This is a genomic window from Acinetobacter calcoaceticus (assembly GCF_016508255.1).
Lineage (GTDB): Bacteria > Pseudomonadota > Gammaproteobacteria > Pseudomonadales > Moraxellaceae > Acinetobacter > Acinetobacter calcoaceticus_E.
The window spans coordinates 528,825-549,444 of the sequence record NZ_JADVKT010000001.1 but is presented as its reverse complement, the minus strand read 5'-3'; the positions used below and the strand labels follow the sequence as shown (position 1 = coordinate 549,444).

At 35.3% G+C, this 20,620-nt stretch carries 21 protein-coding genes; 14 read left to right on the top strand and 7 right to left on the bottom strand.

Going from position 1 to position 20,620, the window contains the following annotated elements:
* Positions 1-22: 22 nt before the first annotated feature.
* Complete coding sequence (gene iolG / locus I5515_RS02615) at positions 23-1,048, bottom strand: inositol 2-dehydrogenase (protein ID WP_199964605.1); 1,026 nt, start codon at positions 1,046-1,048, stop codon at positions 23-25.
* A 514-nt stretch (positions 1,049-1,562) separates the two neighbouring features.
* Here iolG and chvE point away from each other — a divergent pair.
* The 9 genes from chvE to I5515_RS02570 all read left to right on the top strand — a co-directional run bounded on the left by chvE (position 1,563) and on the right by I5515_RS02570 (position 10,365).
* Positions 1,563-2,627 (top strand): multiple monosaccharide ABC transporter substrate-binding protein, encoded by a 1,065-nt coding sequence (gene chvE / locus I5515_RS02610; protein ID WP_320159793.1) that lies wholly within the window; start codon positions 1,563-1,565, stop codon positions 2,625-2,627.
* Positions 2,628-2,726: 99 nt separating this feature from the next.
* Positions 2,727-4,256, top strand: a complete 1,530-nt coding sequence (gene mmsA, locus I5515_RS02605) for a multiple monosaccharide ABC transporter ATP-binding protein (RefSeq protein ID WP_199964604.1) — start codon at positions 2,727-2,729, stop codon at positions 4,254-4,256.
* Between the two features lies 1 nt (position 4,257).
* Complete coding sequence (gene mmsB / locus I5515_RS02600; RefSeq protein ID WP_227562607.1) at positions 4,258-5,472, top strand: multiple monosaccharide ABC transporter permease; 1,215 nt, start codon at positions 4,258-4,260, stop codon at positions 5,470-5,472.
* A 542-nt stretch (positions 5,473-6,014) separates the two neighbouring features.
* Positions 6,015-6,116, top strand: a complete 102-nt coding sequence (locus I5515_RS17660; protein ID WP_199964603.1) for a toxin C-terminal domain-containing protein — start codon at positions 6,015-6,017, stop codon at positions 6,114-6,116.
* A gap of 5 nt (positions 6,117-6,121) precedes the next feature.
* Entirely contained in the window at positions 6,122-6,523 is a 402-nt protein-coding gene (locus I5515_RS02590) for an Imm41 family immunity protein (RefSeq protein ID WP_199964602.1), read from the top strand.
* A gap of 526 nt (positions 6,524-7,049) precedes the next feature.
* Complete coding sequence (locus I5515_RS02585; RefSeq protein WP_107882791.1) at positions 7,050-7,265, top strand: cold-shock protein; 216 nt, start codon at positions 7,050-7,052, stop codon at positions 7,263-7,265.
* Positions 7,266-7,374: 109 nt separating this feature from the next.
* Positions 7,375-7,602: a hypothetical protein gene (locus I5515_RS02580; RefSeq protein ID WP_199964601.1), complete on the top strand. Its 228-nt coding sequence runs from the start codon at positions 7,375-7,377 to the stop codon at positions 7,600-7,602.
* Between the two features lie 69 nt (positions 7,603-7,671).
* A complete protein-coding gene (locus tag I5515_RS02575; RefSeq protein ID WP_199964600.1) occupies positions 7,672-7,878 on the top strand; it encodes a hypothetical protein in 207 nt (68 codons plus the stop codon).
* A gap of 606 nt (positions 7,879-8,484) precedes the next feature.
* The gene (locus tag I5515_RS02570; RefSeq protein ID WP_199964599.1) at positions 8,485-10,365 is read left to right on the top strand and encodes a potassium transporter Kup; all 1,881 of its coding nucleotides are present in this window, start codon (positions 8,485-8,487) and stop codon (positions 10,363-10,365) included.
* 121 nt (positions 10,366-10,486) lie between these two features.
* Here the strand turns inward: I5515_RS02570 and I5515_RS02565 are convergent, their stop codons facing one another.
* From I5515_RS02565 to I5515_RS02550, 4 genes are all read right to left on the bottom strand, one after another.
* Complete coding sequence (locus I5515_RS02565) at positions 10,487-11,134, bottom strand: hypothetical protein (protein ID WP_199964598.1); 648 nt, start codon at positions 11,132-11,134, stop codon at positions 10,487-10,489.
* Between the two features lie 110 nt (positions 11,135-11,244).
* Entirely contained in the window at positions 11,245-11,727 is a 483-nt protein-coding gene (locus tag I5515_RS02560; protein ID WP_199964597.1) for a hypothetical protein, read from the bottom strand.
* A gap of 68 nt (positions 11,728-11,795) precedes the next feature.
* The gene (locus I5515_RS02555; protein WP_199964596.1) at positions 11,796-12,440 is read right to left on the bottom strand and encodes a tetratricopeptide repeat protein; all 645 of its coding nucleotides are present in this window, start codon (positions 12,438-12,440) and stop codon (positions 11,796-11,798) included.
* Entirely contained in the window at positions 12,437-13,279 is an 843-nt protein-coding gene (locus I5515_RS02550; RefSeq protein WP_199964595.1) for a PAAR domain-containing protein, read from the bottom strand. The genes I5515_RS02555 and I5515_RS02550 overlap by 4 nt, the downstream gene beginning before the upstream one ends.
* Before the next feature lie 732 nt (positions 13,280-14,011).
* Between I5515_RS02550 and I5515_RS02545 the strand changes: the two genes are divergently transcribed.
* On the top strand, positions 14,012-14,575 hold the full coding sequence (locus tag I5515_RS02545) for a TetR/AcrR family transcriptional regulator (RefSeq protein WP_199964594.1): 564 nt from the start codon (positions 14,012-14,014) through the stop codon (positions 14,573-14,575).
* Positions 14,576-14,720: 145 nt separating this feature from the next.
* Here the strand turns inward: I5515_RS02545 and I5515_RS02540 are convergent, their stop codons facing one another.
* Positions 14,721-15,578, bottom strand: a complete 858-nt coding sequence (locus tag I5515_RS02540; protein ID WP_199964593.1) for a LysR family transcriptional regulator — start codon at positions 15,576-15,578, stop codon at positions 14,721-14,723.
* A 355-nt stretch (positions 15,579-15,933) separates the two neighbouring features.
* On the opposite strand from I5515_RS02540, the gene I5515_RS02535 reads away from it, so the two are divergent.
* The 4 genes from I5515_RS02535 to I5515_RS02520 all read left to right on the top strand — a co-directional run bounded on the left by I5515_RS02535 (position 15,934) and on the right by I5515_RS02520 (position 19,500).
* Positions 15,934-16,359 (top strand): DoxX family protein, encoded by a 426-nt coding sequence (locus I5515_RS02535; RefSeq protein ID WP_199964592.1) that lies wholly within the window; start codon positions 15,934-15,936, stop codon positions 16,357-16,359.
* 38 nt (positions 16,360-16,397) lie between these two features.
* Positions 16,398-17,312, top strand: coding sequence for a glyoxalase (locus I5515_RS02530; protein WP_199964591.1), 915 nt, complete (start codon positions 16,398-16,400; stop codon positions 17,310-17,312).
* Positions 17,313-17,421: 109 nt separating this feature from the next.
* Positions 17,422-18,882, top strand: coding sequence for an alginate export family protein (locus I5515_RS02525; RefSeq protein ID WP_199964590.1), 1,461 nt, complete (start codon positions 17,422-17,424; stop codon positions 18,880-18,882).
* A gap of 3 nt (positions 18,883-18,885) precedes the next feature.
* Positions 18,886-19,500 (top strand): M17 family peptidase N-terminal domain-containing protein, encoded by a 615-nt coding sequence (locus I5515_RS02520; protein ID WP_199964589.1) that lies wholly within the window; start codon positions 18,886-18,888, stop codon positions 19,498-19,500.
* 97 nt (positions 19,501-19,597) lie between these two features.
* On the opposite strand, the gene I5515_RS02515 is transcribed toward I5515_RS02520, so the two are convergent.
* Positions 19,598-20,509, bottom strand: a complete 912-nt coding sequence (locus I5515_RS02515) for an ornithine cyclodeaminase family protein (protein WP_199964588.1) — start codon at positions 20,507-20,509, stop codon at positions 19,598-19,600.
* Positions 20,510-20,620: the final 111 nt, after the last annotated feature.

The following is a 20,620-nucleotide window of genomic DNA, read 5'->3' as shown; positions in this document are numbered from 1 at the left end:
TTATTCTTAAATAAGAAATAACTTATGCAGCAAGCGACTTTGATGGACCTTCTGGATTTACGGTAATAGCTTTATTACTTTCTACTGATTCCATTGCACAAACTGCTAGATAGAGGGCTTGAAGTCCGTCGAATAAATTAGTCGGGAATTCTTTTCTTTCCACAAGACTAGAGACAAAAGCATTAAATTCATTTCTATATGAACTGGTATAGCGTTCTAGAAAGAAATTTAATAAAGGTTTTTGTGAGCTTGTGAATTCTTGAGTATATTTTTTCAGAGTTGAAGGGCGATGATTTTGGGTTTTTAATAACCCTTGAGAACCTAATACTTCAATACGTTGATCGTATCCATAAACTGCTTCACGGCAGTTATTAATAATACATTGCTTACCAGATTTAGTTTTCAAGGTAATACTGCAAGTATCATAGTCATTAATAGTAGCTAATTCTTCGTCTACTAAACGGCTTGCTGTAGCAAAGATCTCAATTGGTTCTTCACCAAGAATATGACGAGCTGTATCGAAGTCATGAATTGTCATATCTTTAAAGATGCCGCCAGATGTCTTCATATATTCAACTGGCTGCATTCCAGGGTCACGACTTGTAATGATAACTTGGCGAATCTCACCGATTTCATTATTCAAAATCGCTTCTTTAATCGCAATTGTATCTTCATCAAAACGGCGGTTAAAAGCTAACATTACTTTGCCATTATAACTTTGGATTTCTTGCACAGCCGCAATTGAGCGTTCAAAATCTAAATCAATTGGCTTTTCGCAAAGAACTGGTTTTTTACGTTTTACTGCATGCAACATTAAGTCGACATGTAAATCTGTTGCGGTTGCAATAACTACGGCGTCAACGTCGTCTCTATCAATTGCTTCATAATAGTCATAACATGCTTCACAGTTAAGTTCATTAACAAGCTTTTCTACACCTTCTTTCCATGGATCTGCAATGAGTTTAAGTTCACATTGCGAATTAAGAAAAGCGCTTTTAGAATGAATTTGAGCAATACGTCCTGCGCCTAAAATAGCAACTCTTAACATTTCTTACTTCCTTTTAGAAAATAGGTAATCATGAAAAAATACCCTTGTTGATAATTAGGGTATACAAGCGGTTTTTGAAAAAGAATAGCTATTTCTAAAAACACTTTTTCATTTTTGAAATTACCAGATGGTGATCCATTAACATTTTTATAGTTAGATTAAAACCCCTTTATTTTTCCAAATAATGCAAAAGACATTTTCCATTTTGACATTTTTTTCCAATTTTGACGCTCCTATACTCCAGATCAATTGATAAGAACCATCCCCAACAAGTAAATGTTGGAAAAAATTGATGAATGAGTAAGTGCGACAGGAAGGTCGTAAGTATAAAGGAGAAATAAATTAGGGAACTTTCTCAAAGATCTAAATGAATATGTAGTTGGTAAAAAAAGTCTTAAAGGATCCATTTGGATACTTCTGACAAACTAATTTCAAGCAGTCATGCAGATTGTTGAATGGAATTCAAAAATATCTGCAGATAAAAATTGTGCTTAAAAGCTAAAGGAAATTTACAATGAATATGTATAAAACTCTAACCACTTCTGTAGCAACTATTGCTTTAGCAGCATTTGCTAATTGTACTTATGCCGCAGGTGAGTTAATTGGTATCGCTATGCCAAACAAAACAGAAGCCCGCTGGATTATGGATGGGAATAATATCGTTAATAATCTTAAAGCTAAAGGCTATAAGACGGATTTACAGTATTCAACTTATGATGTGCCAACTCAGATTTCTCAGATTGAAAATATGATTACGGCAGGCGTTAAAGTCCTGATTATTGCGCCAGTTGATGGTGCGACAGTATCTAATGTGCTACGTAAAGCAAAACAAAAAGGTATCACTGTAATTTCATATGATAAATTGATATTGAAAACCAAGGATGTTGATTATTATGCAACTTTTGATAATTTTCAGGTCGGTGCACTTCAAGGTGTCTCAATTGTCAAGAAACTTGGATTAGACAAAGGTAAAGGACCATTTAATATTGAGCTTTTTGCTGGTTCTCTTGATGACAATAATGCTCATAAATATTATGCAGGTGCGATGTCTGTATTGAATCCATATATCGCCAAAGGCAAGTTGGTGGTACGCAGTAAACAAACTGATATTAACAAAGTCGCAATTCTACAATTTGATGGTGCAAAAGCCCAAGCTCGTATGGATAACTTGCTCAGTGCTTTTTACAGTGGCAATCATGTAGATGCTGTTTTAGCACCCAATGATAATATTGCAACAGGTATTATCTCTTCAGTCAAAGGTGTTGGCTATGGTCGTCCTAATCAGCCAATGCCTGTAATCACAGGACAAGATGCTCAGATTGCGAATATCAAAGCGATTATCCGTGGCGATCAGGCATCAACTGTATTTAAAGATACTCGTCTATTAGCCAAAGCAGCTGCTGATATGGTCGATGCAATTGTCACACGTAAATCTGTTCCTATAAATGATACAAAATCTTATAACAATGGCGCCAAAGTTGTGCCGACTTATTTAGCAAAGCCAGTTCTAGTTGATAAAACTAACTGGAATGCAGCACTTGTAACATCTGGTTATTACAAAGCAAATCAACTGAAATAGGCCTTTAGAGCATTGCTCACTTCAGTTTTTTCATAAAGAAAATAAGTTCTGAATATGGATAAATGCTGGTCAGAATTCTGACCAGTAGAGGATTACTGTATGGAAACAATACTTGAAATGCGAGGCATTAAGAAGTGTTTCGGGCGGGTTCAAGCTCTAAGTCATGTAGATATGATTGTCAAAAAGGGGGAAATTCACGCAATTTGTGGTGAAAATGGAGCAGGTAAATCGACTTTAATGAAGGTACTAAGTGGCGTATACCCTCATGGTTCTTTTGATGGAAAAATTATATATCAAGGTGAAGAGCAAAAGTTTTCGAGTATTCACGATAGTGAGATGAGGGGAATTATTATTATTCACCAGGAACTAGCTCTAGTACCTATGCTATCCATTACAGAAAATATATTTCTAGGTAATGAACAGTCTAAATTGGGTGTTATTGACTGGAACACTTCCTATAAGAAAACCAAACAAGTACTGGCTAAGGTCGGGCTAACAGACTCTCCAGATTGTTTAATTGGTGATCTTGGAGTAGGCAAACAGCAGCTAGTGGAAATAGCAAAAGCTTTATCTAAAGAAGTCAAACTATTGATATTAGATGAGCCAACAGCAAGCTTAAATGACAATGATAGTGATCGTTTATTAACACTTTTATTAGAACTGAAAGCTCAAGGCGTCACTTCAATTATTATCTCTCACAAACTTAATGAAATATCTAGAGTAGCCGATAGTATCACGATCATACGTGATGGTGCCTCTGTAGATTATCTAAATTGCCGTGAAGAAGAAGTAAGTGAGGATCGGATCATCAAGGCAATGGTTGGCCGTGAAATGGAGGACCGTTATCCGAAGAGAACACCAAATATTGGTGAAGTTTTATTTGAAGTTAAGGATTGGCGTGTAGATCATCCAAACCATGCATCACGTGAAGTAATTAAAGGCATCAATATAAAAGCGCGTAGGGGAGAGATTGTCGGAATTGCAGGTTTAATGGGGTCAGGCCGAACTGAGCTAGCAATGAGTATATTTGGAAAATCCTACGGTAAAAATATACGAGGCACAGTTTCTATCCATGGCAAACAAATAGATGCTTCTACTGTACGTAAGGCAATTAATAATGGCTTAGCTTATGTGACCGAAGATCGAAAAGGTTATGGATTATTACTTGAAGAAAGCATTAAGAAAAATACTTCTTTAGCAAACCTTTCCGGAATTTCCGAGCATTTAGTGGTTAATGATCATCAAGAAACCAATATTGCCAAAGAGTTCCGTAACAAACTTCGGATTAGAAGTGCAGATGTAGAACAGCATACAGGTAATTTGTCGGGTGGAAATCAGCAAAAGGTAGTCATTAGCAAGTGGTTGTTTACTGCACCTGACGTTCTAATTTTAGATGAACCTACACGTGGGGTTGATGTAGGTGCGAAGTATGAAATCTATACGATTATTGATCAGGTAGCCCAAGAGGGCAAATGTATTGTCATGATTTCTTCTGAGATGCCTGAGCTTTTAGGTATGTGTGATCGGATATATGTCATGAATGAAGGAAAGATTGTTGGTGAGTTTCTAGCTAAAGATGCAAGTCAAGAAGCCATTATGCGATCTATTATGAAAAATGGAGTTAATTAAAATGAGCAATATCAATAGCGCAGAAATCTCGAATAATACTAATGGCAGTGGAAACAAAAAATTCAACACAAATTTTCTGGCACAAGGATTACGGGAATATGGTCTATTATGTGCCTTAATTATCATTGTGACCTTTTTCCAATTTGCTACAAATAATGTTTTGCTACAACCATTGAACCTAACAAATTTAATCTTGCAGAATAGTTATATTGTCATCATGGCACTTGGTATGTTGATGGTGATTGTAAGTGGACAAATTGATCTTTCGGTGGGTTCAGTCGTTGGATTTATTGGAGCGTTAGCGGCTACCCTAATGGTCACTCGTGGTATGCCGTTTGTACCTGCAATGCTTATTTGTATTCTTGTTGGTGCTGCAATAGGTGCTATTCAAGGGTATTGGGTAGCTTATTGGAAAGTACCTTCATTTATTGTCACACTAGCTGGGATGCTTGTCTTTAGAGGATTAACATTAATTTCTCTTGATGGTCAATCTGTTGGACCATTTGAAGACGGCTTTAATATCATTAGCTCTGGTTTCATTCCTGATTTCTTTGGTATTGAGGGAGTACATGTCACCTCACTTTTATTGGGACTTGTAGTAAGCATAGCCTTTTTTTACATTGAGTTTCGCCAACGTCGTCAAGCTACATTACATGGTATTAATAATGGTTCGATGACTCTTTTTATAGTGAAAAATTTAGTTCTAACTGCTGTTATTATTGCATTTTCTTACTTACTTGCCTTATATCAAGGTATGCCTATTGTTTTGATCATCATGGGGGTTTTAGTAGCACTTTATACCTTTATTATGAATAAAACGACTATCGGCCGTCGTATCTATGCAGTTGGTGGGAATGCAAAAGCAGCTAAACTTTCAGGAATAAACACTGAACGTGTAATTTTCTTTTCCTTTGTAAATATGGGGGTGTTGGCAGCATTTGCAGGGCTTATTTTTGCAGCTCGTTTGAATAGTGCTACCCCATCAGGCGGCTATGGTTTTGAACTAGATGTGATCGCAGCTTGTTTTATTGGTGGAGCTTCTGCTTCTGGCGGTGTCGGTAAAGTTTTTGCTGTGGTAATTGGTGCATTTATCATGGGCGTTATGAACAATGGTATGTCTATTATGGGCATTGGTGTTGATTACCAACAAGTTATTAAAGGCTTAGTTTTATTAGGTGCGGTACTGATCGACGTCTATACAAAGAATAAAGGTTAAGTTGTAACCTCTGAATTATGTAACCTTTCATTCTTTTTGAAAGGTTACGCTCTAAAAGCCTTGCCCCATAAGGCTGTAACCTCAGTAACCTTTGTAACCTCTAAAATTTAGCTAATTCTTAATTAGAGTGGGAAAATAGGTATTGATATAAAGCTACAGCAAAGACAGTAGGAATATTTTTGTATCATGACTTGTATCATTAATATTGTATAATTTTTTAAATATTTAATTATCAGTATCTTGTGATTTTGTTTGGTATTGGATATACCTACCAAGATTTATCAAAGACTTATAAGCGAATCAGCGGCTTGTAGGTCTTTTTTTATGCCTGTTTCTTATTGAATTTCTAATGTAAAATTGGGAAAAAGCTCCAAAAATGCCAAATATGTAGGCAGAGCTGCGACAATTCTGCGACTTAGATCTGATGTAGTATAAGTATTAAATTTATGAGCGTGTTTATATAAATGCGTGAATATTCTTATTCTAATGGACACCAAATTTCACAAACGAACAGAGAGTCGTATCTAACTTGGACACTTTAAATGGGAATAACAACTCAATTTCGTATAAGCGCCATTATGTTAAATAGTAAAGCTACACGAAATGGCACATATGATGTAAATATGAATAGAATTGGAGATTGAATACTGTGTTTGAAAATTTTAATAGAAATATAACTTTTTTAGGTGAAGAGATATATGACCCTAATTCATTTATAGGTTTGTGGCTCGATGACGGTGTTTGGTCTGATCTTGAATACTGGAAATTAGAAAAGGATTTATTAAGTATCAATTTTCATTATCCAAAGAATACAACGATTCCTCGAAATATTTTATGGGGTGTTATGAGGATCACGCAATTAATGATTGTTCCTGATTGGGATAATTTTTCTATTTTTAAAGAACATGAATTATATACACTAGATGAAGATTGGGGAATTCCAACTATTTTTGATAGATATGAAAGATTTAAATATTTATTAGGAATTTTATTTACTGATGAGACAGATCTAGATGACATAAATTTTGGATATAGTTTCAAAGCTAATTAGAAGTATTAACATAATACACGTTATACTTAATACTTTAAATTTTTCTTTAAGTATCAATACTTTAGTAAAATTCGTTCTAGGTTTAGTGCACTGGAACGGCTTTTTAGTGATTTTCATGTTATACGGTCAATAAATAATCAAAGTTCCACGGTGTTATGTAGTCTCATTAAACCCGAAAACAGAAAAAAATATTCAGATGAAATAAGAATAAATGTCCAAGTAGTTATTGATTGTGTAGGGTGGTACTTATTAAGTTTTGAGCACAACTTATTGATAAGCACTCAGAATCCAGAACATCAGCTTTTTATAAATAAAATAAATATATATATTAGAAAACTTGATTAATTTTATTTTTCGTATACAATGAACATAACTAGAAAAAGTCATGTTTGGTAAATCTTCTCTAAGTACCGCAGTATTAGTCATAATCCTTCGTTTTTTTTAGATTTTAAGCTCCATTCTTTATTATTTCGATGTTACTCATAACCAATAAACTGGTTTAAATTTAAAAAAAATAGGATTTATTATGTCTAATTCAAATATCATGAAAGGTACTGTTAAGTGGTTTAACGAAGCTAAAGGTTTCGGTTTTATCCAACCAGAATCAGGACCAGACGTTTTTGCTCATTTTAGCGAAATCACTAGCTCGGGTTTCAAAACTCTTGCTGAAGGTCAACGTGTTGAATTCAGTGTTACACAAGGCCAAAAAGGCCCAAATGCTGTAAATATTGTTGCTCTATAAATAATTATAAGCACTAATAAATAAAAGCACTAATGGGTGCTTTTATTTGGTTTTAAATTAATTTTAAAGTTTTTTAAGATTATAAGTAAGTTTTAATTTAGGATATAAATTGTTAAAAATAAATGATTTAATTGCAAAATCTAAAAATGGTACAGAAATTCTAGTGTCTTTAATTCCTCTAAATAGAATACAAAATACACGTGAAGGTTTTAAAACTGTTGAAGTTGGGAAAAGAGTTCTTCTTTCCTCTGGAATTGAAGTTGATTTAAATTTAGATGGGCGTACCTTTTATGCCTCTATAAATCAACTATTTAAATTAAATGATAAGGTTTGTTAAAAAATCAATTTGCTATTGGATATTTAGGTAGATCCATTATTTCTGCCATAATTTTATTAGGATATCGTAATGCTTAAACAAAATATCAGTGTTAAAGACCAGTTCGGAATTAAATATGCCATTCAGGCAACCGTAGATAATTATTTTGCTAATACTCAATGTTTTTCTAATTTAAAGTACATTACAGTTGAAGGCGAAGACATACGTCCGAGTTTCGAAATGTTTTTCCAAAGTACTTTAAGTGATAAAATTTTTAAAATTGATAAAATAAATTAATGTATCAATGCAGTACATTTAACGCGGCAGGATAGAGTTCTTCTAAGAATTTAATAATAAAGTGTAGGTGGTGAAAGCCACACTACCGCATTTCTATCCCCCAAACCCCACTTTTATAAACCCAAAATTAACAATAACTTATTCGTTAGATATACCTAACAAGACATTAAAGTCATATAAACTCAAATAGTTTTATATGACTGAAAAAGCCCTAAACTCTAATGGTTTAGGGCTTTTTTATTGCTTTATATAACGATATTTGAATAGATATATTTTTTCTTTGGAGCAAATATTAGTATTAGGTAAACACCACTGATGATCAGAATGAAACCAATAAAATAGCTAATACATTACACTCTTATATACATCGTTCATGTGGCATAGCTATCTACCTCATAAGTAGGAGAGGTAAAGTTGATAGAAGTATTCTGAATTCAAATACTATGGGGATAGACTAATTTTTGTGCTTATGGTCCCCCTTATCATAGGGAGTAATATCTTATTGATTATTAATGCTCTTGATTTTTATATTTTGATCAATGATAGTGAGCTATAGGTGTTAGTGCTTCTATATAAGAATAATATTTTCATATCAAGGAGATATGGATGAGTTCACATGAGATTGGTCGTCAAAAAATGTCAGCAATGACATTGGGTGCTTTAGGTGTAGTTTTTGGGGATATTGGTACTAGCCCGCTTTACGCTTTTACCCAATGTTTTCATACATCACATAATGTTCCTATAAATGAGGCGAATGTTCTAGGCATTTTATCATTGATTTTTTGGGCACTGATGATCGTGGTTTCCTTGAAATTTAGTATGTTAATTATGCGTGCTGATAATCATGGTGAGGGTGGCATCTTAGCATTATTAGCTCTTAACATGCACAATAAGCAAATTGGGCCTAAAGTACGCTTTGGATTAATTACAATTGGTTTGTTTGGTGCTTCATTATTTTTCGGTGATGGCATTATTACCCCAGCCATTTCAGTATTGTCAGCAGTAGAGGGATTGTCCGTAGCAACCCCAATTTTTACACCGTATGTGATACCAATTACGATTGTGATTCTAATTGGATTATTTATGATTCAGAAAAAGGGAACTGGATCAGTAGGCCGTTTTTTTGGACCTATCATGCTACTCTGGTTTTTCTCAATAGGTTTTATTGGCCTATCTCACATTATCAAGAACCCTTTTATCTTGAATATGCTTAATCCGTATTGGGCTCTTCCTTTCATTGAAAATAACCCTGTGACTGCATTTGTAGTTATGGGAGCAGTTGTATTGACGATTACAGGTGGAGAGGCGTTATATGCGGATATGGGCCATTTTGGTCGTAAGCCAATTCAATTGGCTTGGTTTTTTGTTGCGTTACCATGCTTGGTATTAAACTATGCTGGACAAGGGGCATTGATTCTGCAAAACCCGCAGGCCATCGATAATACTTTTTTCATGATGGTACCTAAAATAGCATTATATCCTATGATTGCTTTAGCAACTGCTGCGACAGTAATTGCCTCTCAGGCAGTTATTTCAGGTGTATTTTCTATGGCACGTCAAGCTATCCAATTAGGTTATTTACCACGTTTTGCTATTGATCATACTTCTGAATCTGAAATTGGTCAGATTTATATACCAGCATTGAACTGGATGTTGCTTGGTATGATTATTAGTTTAGTACTTATGTTTCAATCTAGTGCTAGTCTAGGCTCTGCTTATGGAATTGCAGTAACTTTGACTATGTTTTGTGACACTATTCTAGTTGCTTTCATCATGTATCACTTATGGAAATGGCCTTCGTGGGTCATGTTATTAATTGCGATACCTTTGCTAATTCCAGATCTCCTCTTTATTGCTTCAACTTCACTAAAAATTGTAGATGGTGGTTGGTTCCCATTAATGATGGGTGCAATCACTTTTATAATTATGACAACATGGCGCCGTGGACGTGAATTGCTACTGAGCAAGTTGCAAAGTGACACTTTGCCATTAGATTTATTTATTCAGAGCTTGCAGTCTAGTGTTTATATGGTGAGTGGAACGGCTGTATTTATGACAAGTAGTCCAAAAGTTGTTCCTCATGCTTTATTACATAATTTAAAACATAATAAAATACTTCATGAACGTAATATTTTGATCACCATGAATACTCGTGACATTCCATATGTAGATGAATCAGAACGTATTGATGTTGAAGTATTAGATGAGCATTTTTTATGTGTCGCTGCTTATTATGGATTTAAAGAGCAGCCAAATGCACCTCAAGCATTAGAGCAGGCTTTAACTAAGTTGAATCAACCATATAACATTATGGACACGAGTTTTTTTGTATCACGTGAACGTGTAATTTATACCGTAGGTGATGGTATTGTTCCATGGCGTGAAAAACTATTCATTTCTATGCAACTTAATACGAGTCCTGCTAGTGATTTCTTCCAGATACCATCTAACCGAGTGGTGGAAATGGGGAGTCAAGTAGAGATTTAGGGATGCCTTGATTGATTTTATATATGCGGAAATAAGAGGCTTTTTAAAGGCTTAAATCTAGAAGATTTAAGCCTTTTGTTTTCATTATTTAAAAAGCCCCAAATTATCAGGGCTTTTTAATTTAGTTTTCAATTTCTAAATCATACATTCTTTTCAATGAAGCCTTTAATTTTTCATCTTTAGTATCGGCAATGTACATTTGCATTTTTTGCTTGTACTCGGGATGACCTCCCTTGTATTTCGCAAATAAGTATGAGAACTCGCCTAGTTTGTAGTTTGGGTCTGTTTTGTTTTCTGGTTTGTCTAGTTCGACTTTTAGAACACCTGCTACATTGTCATAGCACTTATTAATCAAAGTAGCTTCTTTCTTTTGCAGTGTTAGTAATTGGCATCTAAATGTAAGCCTTGCTGTATCATTTGGTCTGTCTGTAAGTTGCTTATCATTTAATGCGTGTGCCTTGTCATAGTCATTCAAAATCATATAAATATTCATTTGAAGTAGTTCACGTTTACGCTTGTCCGTGATTTTATCGACCTCGGGAAGTATTTCCCGCATGTGCTTCTGTAAGACTTTTATATCTGCCATAGAGTATTTTTCAACATACTCATTATGTTTATCAATGATTTTTTGATCTTCGGCAGAAACCTTCTGAACCATATTTTCTTGTGGTGTTTTTGTACTGTCTTTAGTGGAATTTGATGCTTTGCTACAAGCAGTAACTCCAAATACAGAAATGAGAACAATAGTACTGATTAATTTTCTATTCATGATTTATATTTTGAAGCCGAAGTTAATATAAAAGAGAGCTTAGTAAGAAGCATTTGGATTTGAGGGAAATTATTTTAAAAAGCCCTAAATAATTAGGGCTTTTTTATTACTCACTTTCGACAATCGTCTTCACCGAGTTCATCTTTAGTATATCCCTCATTTAGTTTTTTTAACCATGTTGATTGCTTGGCATCCACCCAAGCATAAACTTTCTGATAATCAACTTGAGACTGAGGGGATAAGTCTTTTTTGTAATGCTGAAGAAACTTAGTTGTCCAACAAAGTTTATTTAGTTGAGCTAAGGAAAGGCTTTCTTCAATTACAAAGTTATTTCCAATTTCTTTTTCAAGCTCGCTTAAAAAACCTGCTTTCGTTAAAGTGGTATACAGCAAAGCATTTGTAACTTTATTCTTTTCGGATGCTATAGCATTTTTATAGACTGGTTGATCCATAATCAGCATATTTACTGCGCCACGGGTTGAATTAATAACATCTTCTCTATAATTTTTAACTTGTGTGTTTGCACAACCATTCATGAAAAGCATAAACAGAGGGGTGCAGATAAATTTAATATAAGTTCTGTTTGCTAACATTATTAGGATCTCTATTGTATTGTCTGTTTTTTACATCGAAAGCCCTGAATAATCAGGGCTTTTTTAATCTAGTTTTCAACTTCTACATTATAAATTGTCGTAAAAGACGCCTTTAATTTTTCATCTTTAGTATCTGCAATGTACTTTTGTATTTTTTGCTTATATTCCAGATGACCAGCTTTGTACTTAGCAAGTAGGTATGTAAACTCGCCCTGCTTATAATCAGGATTTGTCTTGTTTTCTGGCTTATCTAGCTCTACTTTTAAAACTTCCGCTGCCTTGTCAAAGCATTGAGAAATTACTTGCTTATCTTTTTGCTGCAACGTAAAAATCTGGCACTTAGAGATATATAAAGCAGGATTATCGGGATGTTCTTTAATTTGATTAGCATTTAATGCAAGAGCTTTATCATAATCTTGCAACGTCATGTAGATATTCATCTGCATAAATTCGCGTTTGTTTTTATCCGAGATTTTGCTAACTTCTGGCAATACTTCTTTCATCTTTTTTTGAAATTCTTCAAAGTTACCTTCACGGTAGTATTTAAAGTAGCTTTCATATTTATCAATGATTTTCTGATCTTCGGCAGAAACCTTCTTGACCACTTTCTGTTGGGGCTCTTTTTTTACATCTTTTGCTGAGTCTGTAGCGTTACCACAAGCGCTAGTAAGTGCCGCAGTACAAATAATGGAAAGTAATAAAATGTTCTTCATGCTTTACGTCTTGATGCCGAGGTTATTGTGAATGTATGGGTTTTATAGGCTGGATTCGGAACCACTTTACCATTGTCAAACTTGCCCTCAAAACTTAGTTGAAGCTCAACGGTTATAACCTCTAAATCGGGGGCAGGTAGCGTAATGTTACAACTCCCGACAGGATGTCTATCATTTTCTGTGTTCCAGAAACCTTTACCAACTTTTAGAGCGATAGGGCTACAGATTGGTTGTTTATTCTTAAACAGTCGTACTGTGCCGCTTGTAAAGATTTGTGCATCTGCTTTTAACGAAGGTGGAAAAAGAGTAGCTGTTATAAAAAGATTTCTTTTTTGAATTTTATATGACACTTCAAAAGAACAAGCCCCTGACATCGCTTGCATCGCAATACCAAATATACTTGCTTTATCTTGGTCATACGGCAATAGAAAGTTTTTAAATTCGACAATCTCGGTCTTCGTATTATCAATATAATAATTTTCGTACTCATCTTTAACAAAGCTGTCTATAGTTTGTTGCTGACTTTGAGCCATTGGTGCCGAACTCGATTTTGCAGATGATCCAGCACCACCGCCATTATCCTGAACAACTAAATTTTGTTGCGGAAGTAGCTTACAGCCACAGGACAGGGAGTCACCAACACGCGCCGCCATTTTGCCAAAAATATTCATGCACGGATCACCCGATACAATAGTGGCTACTAATTTATGCGTAGGGCAGGTGGCTTTATCACCTGTGCAAGCTACAGCTTTCCCATCAATTAGAAATAATGAGTTTCCGCTAATTACTTTGCCGCCGCCTGTAGTCGGGCAACCTATGGTTATATAGGGTGTAGCCAAATTATTATTCCTTGTTATTTTCATGAATTGGGCGAATGATAGCAAAGAAAAATATACAGATCTGTCTATTTTTTAGAAAAAAGTATGTGACCTCTAAAATATTCCTCCTTTATAAACCCCACTTAAACAATCACTTATTTATTATTTAGCCTTACTTTGTTAATGATCTAATTTAAAACAAATGTCATTTTGTGTGCTTGACTGCAACAGAGTTGGGCACTATTCTTTGCCTGCTGGCCACATTGCCAGGCAGTTTTGACAGACTGCTCATGAACTTCCGCATCAGAGTTATTCTTTCTGAGGTATAACTTTGTGTGGTGACTACTCGTCCCTTTCCCGTAGCGGTAGGACGGGAGAGGGACACCCTCGGGTGTGCTAGTCTGAGTTCATGCTAGTCTGTCAACCTTCTTCCGTTCTGCCACCATAATTCTATAAATGTCTGGCAGAACTCCCTATAAAAAGGAGTTGGCTTTGCACATCCATTATTTCTTGGCAGCCTTTGCCAAAAGCTATAACGACACAACTTAAATCATCTTTGAACAGCTTGATAACCTTTAGGGTTTTCAGGCCTTAAGTCATTACGGCTCAAAAACTTAGCATCAACAATAAAACTTGAGATGTGCCAAGCACAGTCTTTATAGGCTTTGCTGTGCCTTTTTTCTCCCAGAAAAGGTACAGGCTTTTTATATCTCTTTTACATACAACAAAAATTTAACTTATAAGGGTAAAACTATGCCAAATTTAATTCTCCCAACGCGTGCCATAGAAGTTGTTAATACATCAATTCATTTGTTTCACCATCACGGATTTCATACCGTTGGAATCGACAGAATTATGAGAGAAACAGCAGTGGCAAAAATGACGTTTTATAACTACTTTCACTCTAAAGAGCGGTTTATTGAAATCTGTTTGATCGTGCAAAAAGAGCGATTGAAAGAAAAGGTAATTTCAATTGCTGAGAACCTCAATCATACGAGCGTAATGGATAAACTGAAGCAACTCTATTTCTTACACACCGATTTAGAAGGGCTGTATTACTTATTATTTAAGGCAATTTTTGAAACGAAACTGACCTATCCAAAAGCCTATACAACCGCTGTGAGGTATCGAACGTGGCTCACCAATGAAATCTATAGTCAGCTTAGATTGCTAAAAACAAATGCTTCCTTTCAAGATGCCAAACTATTTGTATATATGATTGAAGGCGCAATTATTCAGCTTTTAGATTCGAATAAGCCTGACGAGAGGGAAAGGATGCTAGATTGTTTTTTGATAGGGTTAACTTGCAATTCATAAAAACTACATTATATTTAATGGGTTATATGATTTAAAAAGGCCCTAAATTATACTAATTTAGGGCCTTTTTATCGCTTTATAGAAACTCATTAATGAGATCAATTTTAGTATCATTGTATATATGGTGCTCTTTCATTGAGCGCCTTTAATGATAGTTCGAGAAATTTTCTTTTAGTGAGTTTAAAAAAAGCTGTACCTTTTTTGGAATTTTTTCGTTGTAAGGTGTAGTAGCGTAAAAATAAACTTGAGAAGAAAACAGATTATCTGAACAATTGACAATAGTGTGACTCTCTTCATATTTTTTTACTAAAAAATCAGGTGCAAATAAAATACCTTGATTGTTTTTACAGAAATCTAAAAGTATATCGATGTTGTTGCAGATTAACTGCGGTGTTGATTTAATCAAATTGTTTCTTAAATCTTCTTTTGAATATAATAAAATATTATGTTTTTTTAGATCTTCTGGATTTTTGGGTTTGCCATGTTTTTCTAAGTATTTGGTTGTTGCATAGAAATTTATTTTACATGCATTTAAAATAAAAAAGTGATCTTCTTTGATGTCCTCTTTGATTTTTAGAATTAAATCAAATTTATGTTCATTAATATCGCTCAAATTGTCCGAAAATATAAGTTCAATTTCTATATTTGGATATTGTATTAAAAAATTGGAAATAATATCTGAAAAACCCATTTGGATAAAAACATGCGGCACATTAATTTTTAAGATACCTTCGGGGTATTTTTGATCATACATGAAATCATTAGCAGCCAACTCTAGTTCTTTGGTAATCACTTTGCATCGTTGATAAAACTTTTCACCTGAGAGAGTTAGATCCATTTTTCTTGTGTTTCTAACAAATAAAGAGGTACTAAATAGGCTTTCTAAATGGAATATTCTTTTTGAGACTTGATCTCTAGTAATACCTAAATTTCGAGACGCATTACTAAAATTTCCATTTTCTACAACACTGATGAAAGTATTAATACAGTCTAGTTTATCCATTGAACTTTAACGAGGCAAATTGGTGTTTTGCTAAACTATATTAGGATTTTTTAGTTAAGCAATCATTGTATCCTTAGAGAATACAGTTTGTATTTAAATAGGGATCTAGTGATTTACGTTTATTTTTGATTTCATATAAGCAGTCTTCTTCGGTAGGTGTGCTTAATGATTAATAAAAGAGATAATTATTAAAAATATTTCATTTAAAATAATAATTTTAAAATTTAAAGATTTAAAAGTAACTATTTGTACTTGTTTTTAAGTTGTAGGTTTATATTTAATTTTCAATTTTATTAATGCTCAAGTAACCAGACGTTCAAGTATTAAAAATATTGAATATAGTTGAGATAAATAGATGAGCTACTTAATCAATAATAACCCGCAGTGGGTAAGACGAATTTTATCAACTCCTTGGTTACTGCCAGTTTTAAGACTTGCTTTAGTTTCGGCCTATTTAGTGGGTGGTATTAACAAGTTAATAGCGTTTCCTATGGCTGTAGCGGAACAAGCGAGCTTTGGTTTACAACCTGCTTGGCTTTGGGCTGCTACAGCGATTTTTATTGAAATTGCAGGTTCATTTTCTGTGATTTTTAATCGCTTTATGTGGTTAGGCGCGGGCGCATTGGGCTGTCTGACTGCCGTGGCGATGCTTGTTGCAAACGATTTTTGGAATCATACAGGCCCAACATTTTTCAGCACGTTTAATAGCTTCTTTGAACACCTTGGTCTCATCGCTGCTCTAGTTATTGTGACCATCCTTTCTAATCAACAAACGAAGTAACAATAAGCGATAGCATCCAATTTAAACAGGAGCGTTTTATGCGTAAATCATTATCAGCTTTACTTTTAAGCACAATGTTAGTGGGCACCAATGTTGCCTTTGTTCCTCAAGTTTTAGCCAAAACAACAACGAGTATAAAAACTGAAGCACCGGGTGTAGCTGCTCAATACGATACAACACATGTGTATGTTAACCCCGAAGACTTTGATAAATTTACCGATAGCTTGGTCGCAACATTTGGGGGCACCAAATCAAAACAAGGTGTTTTTCAGGTGACTCCAACCCCAAGCCAGACCATGTCTCAGCTTGTATTGACCCCAGTTGGCACAGTGTCTGTATTTGGTTTTAAAACCCCAATTCCATATCCTTTTGGTTTGGAAAGAACAGGTTACTTAGTGAAAGATATGGATGCAGCCATACAGTCTGCTAAAGCCAACGGTGCAGATGTGATTGTTGATGCATTTCCTGATCCGATCGGGCGTGATGCGGTCATCCAGTGGCCAGGTGGCGTGAATATGCAGCTTTATTGGCACACCACTAAACCTAGCTATAACAAATTAGAAACTGTTCCAGAAAATCGTATTTATATTTCAAAACAGAGTGCTGACTCTTTTGTTAAAAAGTTCGTCAATTTCTCTCATGGCAAAGTAGTTTCAGATAATCCGAAGGCGGCTGGTGTGGAAATTGGACGTCCAAATGAAACTTATAGACGTATTCGCATTGAATCTGATTTCGGCAAAATGGCTGTTTTCGTAACTGATGGACATCTTCCTTATCCATATGGGCACGATATGACGGGTTATGAAGTCAAAAACTTATCCGACACTTTAGATAAAGCGACAAAAGCTGGTGCGACAGTTCTGGTCAATGCCTATAAATCAGAGGGACGTGAGGCAGCGATGGTACAGTTCCCTGGTGGTTATATTGCCGAAATTCATGCATCTATAAAGTAATTTATTGCCTTAATTATTGATAGAAACCAACACTCATATTGTCTAGGGGCAATGTGAGTGTAAAAGACTAAGTCTCTGCAATGACCTACTTATTACCACGGATACCAATATGGCCCAGCATATTTCTGTTGATAGAAAATATCGAATTAAGTGCTCAGAAACTTACCTTAAAATAATTAAAATGAGTTTATTAATGACGGGTAGTTTATTTTTTTATGAATTTGCTCATGCAGAAAAAGAAGTTTCAAATACAAATGCATGTCCAACTCGTCCAAAGATTTCAACGAATCGTTGGCAAGAAAATTGGGATGTTTTAAAAAATCCGTGTGTACCAAAGAAAATAGGGGATGATTTTAAATATATTCCTTTTGGGGATCATAATTATTTGTCATTAGGGGCAAATATTCGTGAACGTTTTGAAATCAATAATAATGCGAGATTTGGCAGTGGAAATAATCCAGCAGACAGCTATTTAATTCAACGGCTACAAGTTCATGCCGATGCACGTATTGGCGATCATTTACAATTATTTACTCAGCTAAGTGATGCACGCGCGTTTGATAAAAAGAATATTAGTAGTACAGATCAAAATAGACTAGATGTAGAACAAGCTTTTATTGCGTGGGTAAGTCCTCTAAATAATGGAACTTTTAAATTTAGGGTAGGCCGCCAAGAGATGGCTTTTGACTTACAGCGTTTTATTTCAAATCGCGAAGGTCCGAATGTGCGGCAAGCTTTTGATGGAATCTGGTCGGGTTATGAATATGGTGAATGGAGAGTTTTAGGTTATCTCACAAGACCTGTTCAGATTGAAAAAGATTCAACTTTTAATGACCACTCAAAAAGCAATTTAAGTTTTAGCGGTTTTCGCGTAGATAAGCAAAATGTGTGGGGAGGTGAGTTATCGGGTTACTACTCGCGTTATGAACGGGATAATGCTTCATTTCCAAGCGTGAAGGGTAATGAAGTTCGAGACTTATACGATTTTCGTCATATGGGTAAAAAGAATAATATTGACTGGGATGTTGAGGGGATGCTTCAGCATGGAAGGATTGGAGCGCAATCTATTCAGGCATGGGGGCTTAGTAGCATTACAGGATACACTTTTGCTGAACAGTCATGGTCTCCGCGTTTAGGTGTCCAGTTTGATATTGCCACAGGCGATAAAAACGCCAATGATAATCAACTCAATACCTTTAACCAGCTCTTTGCAAACGGGTCATATTTTACTTTGGCGGGTTACAGTGGCTACAGCAATATTATTCATATAAAAACCTCTCTGACACTTAAGCCTTCAGATAAACTCACCCTATTAAGTGCAATCGGTCTTCAGTGGCGTGAAACCACCAATGATGCAGTTTATTTCCAAGGCAATAACAGCATGGCGAACACAGCAGGGCAAGGTTCAAGCTGGACGGGTGCATATATTCAACTTAGAGCAGACCAAAAAATAAATTCGAATCTGTCTGTGGCTGCCGAAGGGGTTCACTTTGAGGTTGGAGATACCATTAAGAGGGCTGGTGGGAAGGATGCAAATTATCTAGGACTTGAACTTAAATATGGGTGGTAAAATATGAACACAGATCTGATGCAAACTAAAATTGGTCACTATCAAAATTTAAACATTGAAATCGTGACTTGGGACTGTACCACGGCCGAGGTTGAGCTTTCCTGTGCTTGTATTTTTGAACATGAAATGAATAAAAGTTCTTTTTCGGGCGGGTTGGCACATTTAAATGATGCTCTAAATGGCAGACTATGTGAAATACGGAAAAATAACTGGTTTAGTGCGAAACTCAATGACTCTCTTTTAATAAATCAAACGCCTTCAACCATACAGGCAACTAAAGTTCTGCTTATAGGCATGGGAGCGCCAGAAGATTTCACGTTAGAGCGAATCGAGACTGCGATAAAAAGTGTTGTAAGAACAGCGCATCAATTGGAGCTCAAAAGTGTGGCATTTGCACCGAGTCTTTTAGATACAGGTCTGAATCCTCCCACTGGTTTAAATGAACTGATGCTAAGAAGTTTAAGAGAAGAATTAGACAAACATCATCAGCTTTATTTGCAAAAATTAGTCAAAAAATCTGAAATTGAAAAATGGGTATTTGATGCGGGTTTTCAAAATTATGATGCTAAGGCTGAGCAATATATCGCGTCTTTTGCTAAAGTTTTTACTCAAGATTAATTTATGTTTGAAAAAAGAGTTTGGTAAAGTGGCATAAAAATAAACACGTTTTTAATTTAACTGCATCAACCTGAATGATGCAGTTAATTAATAAATATTAAGAAATTTCTAAAATTTTTTGGGCGATATATAAATCTTGGATCGATAACCCTGAACTATCATAAACTGTGATTTGTTCCTGAGACTGTCTACCTTGAGCGTTTGCTAGAAGCACATCACCTATATTGATTAAAGTTGCAGACTCAGGTGCATGTTGAAACTCACCAATGAGTTTAGATTGGACATTCAGGTCACAAAATAAACCGCTATGTGAAAATAACTTTGGTGGAAGTTCTTGCTTGCCTTGTTTATCTGAACCCATAGATGAAATATGAGTGCCAGCTTTGACCCATTCCGCTTTAAAAAGCGGAGTGTGGGAGGAGGTTGCGGTCACAATAATATCAGCGTGTTCACAGGCTTCTTTTGCACTCATAATTTGAAGCTTAACCCCTAATGGTTTGAGGTCTTCTGCCATTTGTTCAGCTTTACTTTGGTTGCGTCCCACTATCAAAATTTGTTCGAGATTTCTAATTCTTACTAAAGCCTCACACTCATATTTGGCCTGATTTCCTGTACCAAATATGGCTAATATTTTTGAATCTTTTCTTGCCAATATATGGGTAGCAACAGCATTAGAAGCTGCTGTACGAAATGCATTAACTTTGCCTGCTTCGATAGCTGCCGCCATTTTTCCATTGGCTTGATTAAATAATAAAATGAGTGCGTTATGCCGAGGTAAACCATGTTTAGGATTATCTTCCCAAAAAGAACCGACTTTAAGACCAGCTAAGTGCTGAGTAGCAGATGATTTAACACTAAACGTATTTTTTGTATCAGATGCTTGACCATGAACCACAGGAAAACTTTTAGTATCTGGTTGAGTTGCAGCAATTAAAGCTTGGTAAATTGCATCATAAGCGAGTTCATGATTGATAAGAGCAGAAGATTCAGACTCAGAAATAAATCTCATCACCATCTCCAAAAGTTTATTTAAATTAAGACACGAACACGTCGAGAGACGAGTAGCATGTAATGCCTATCTATGACGTATTAACTGAACTCATAGATAGGCACTAACTTT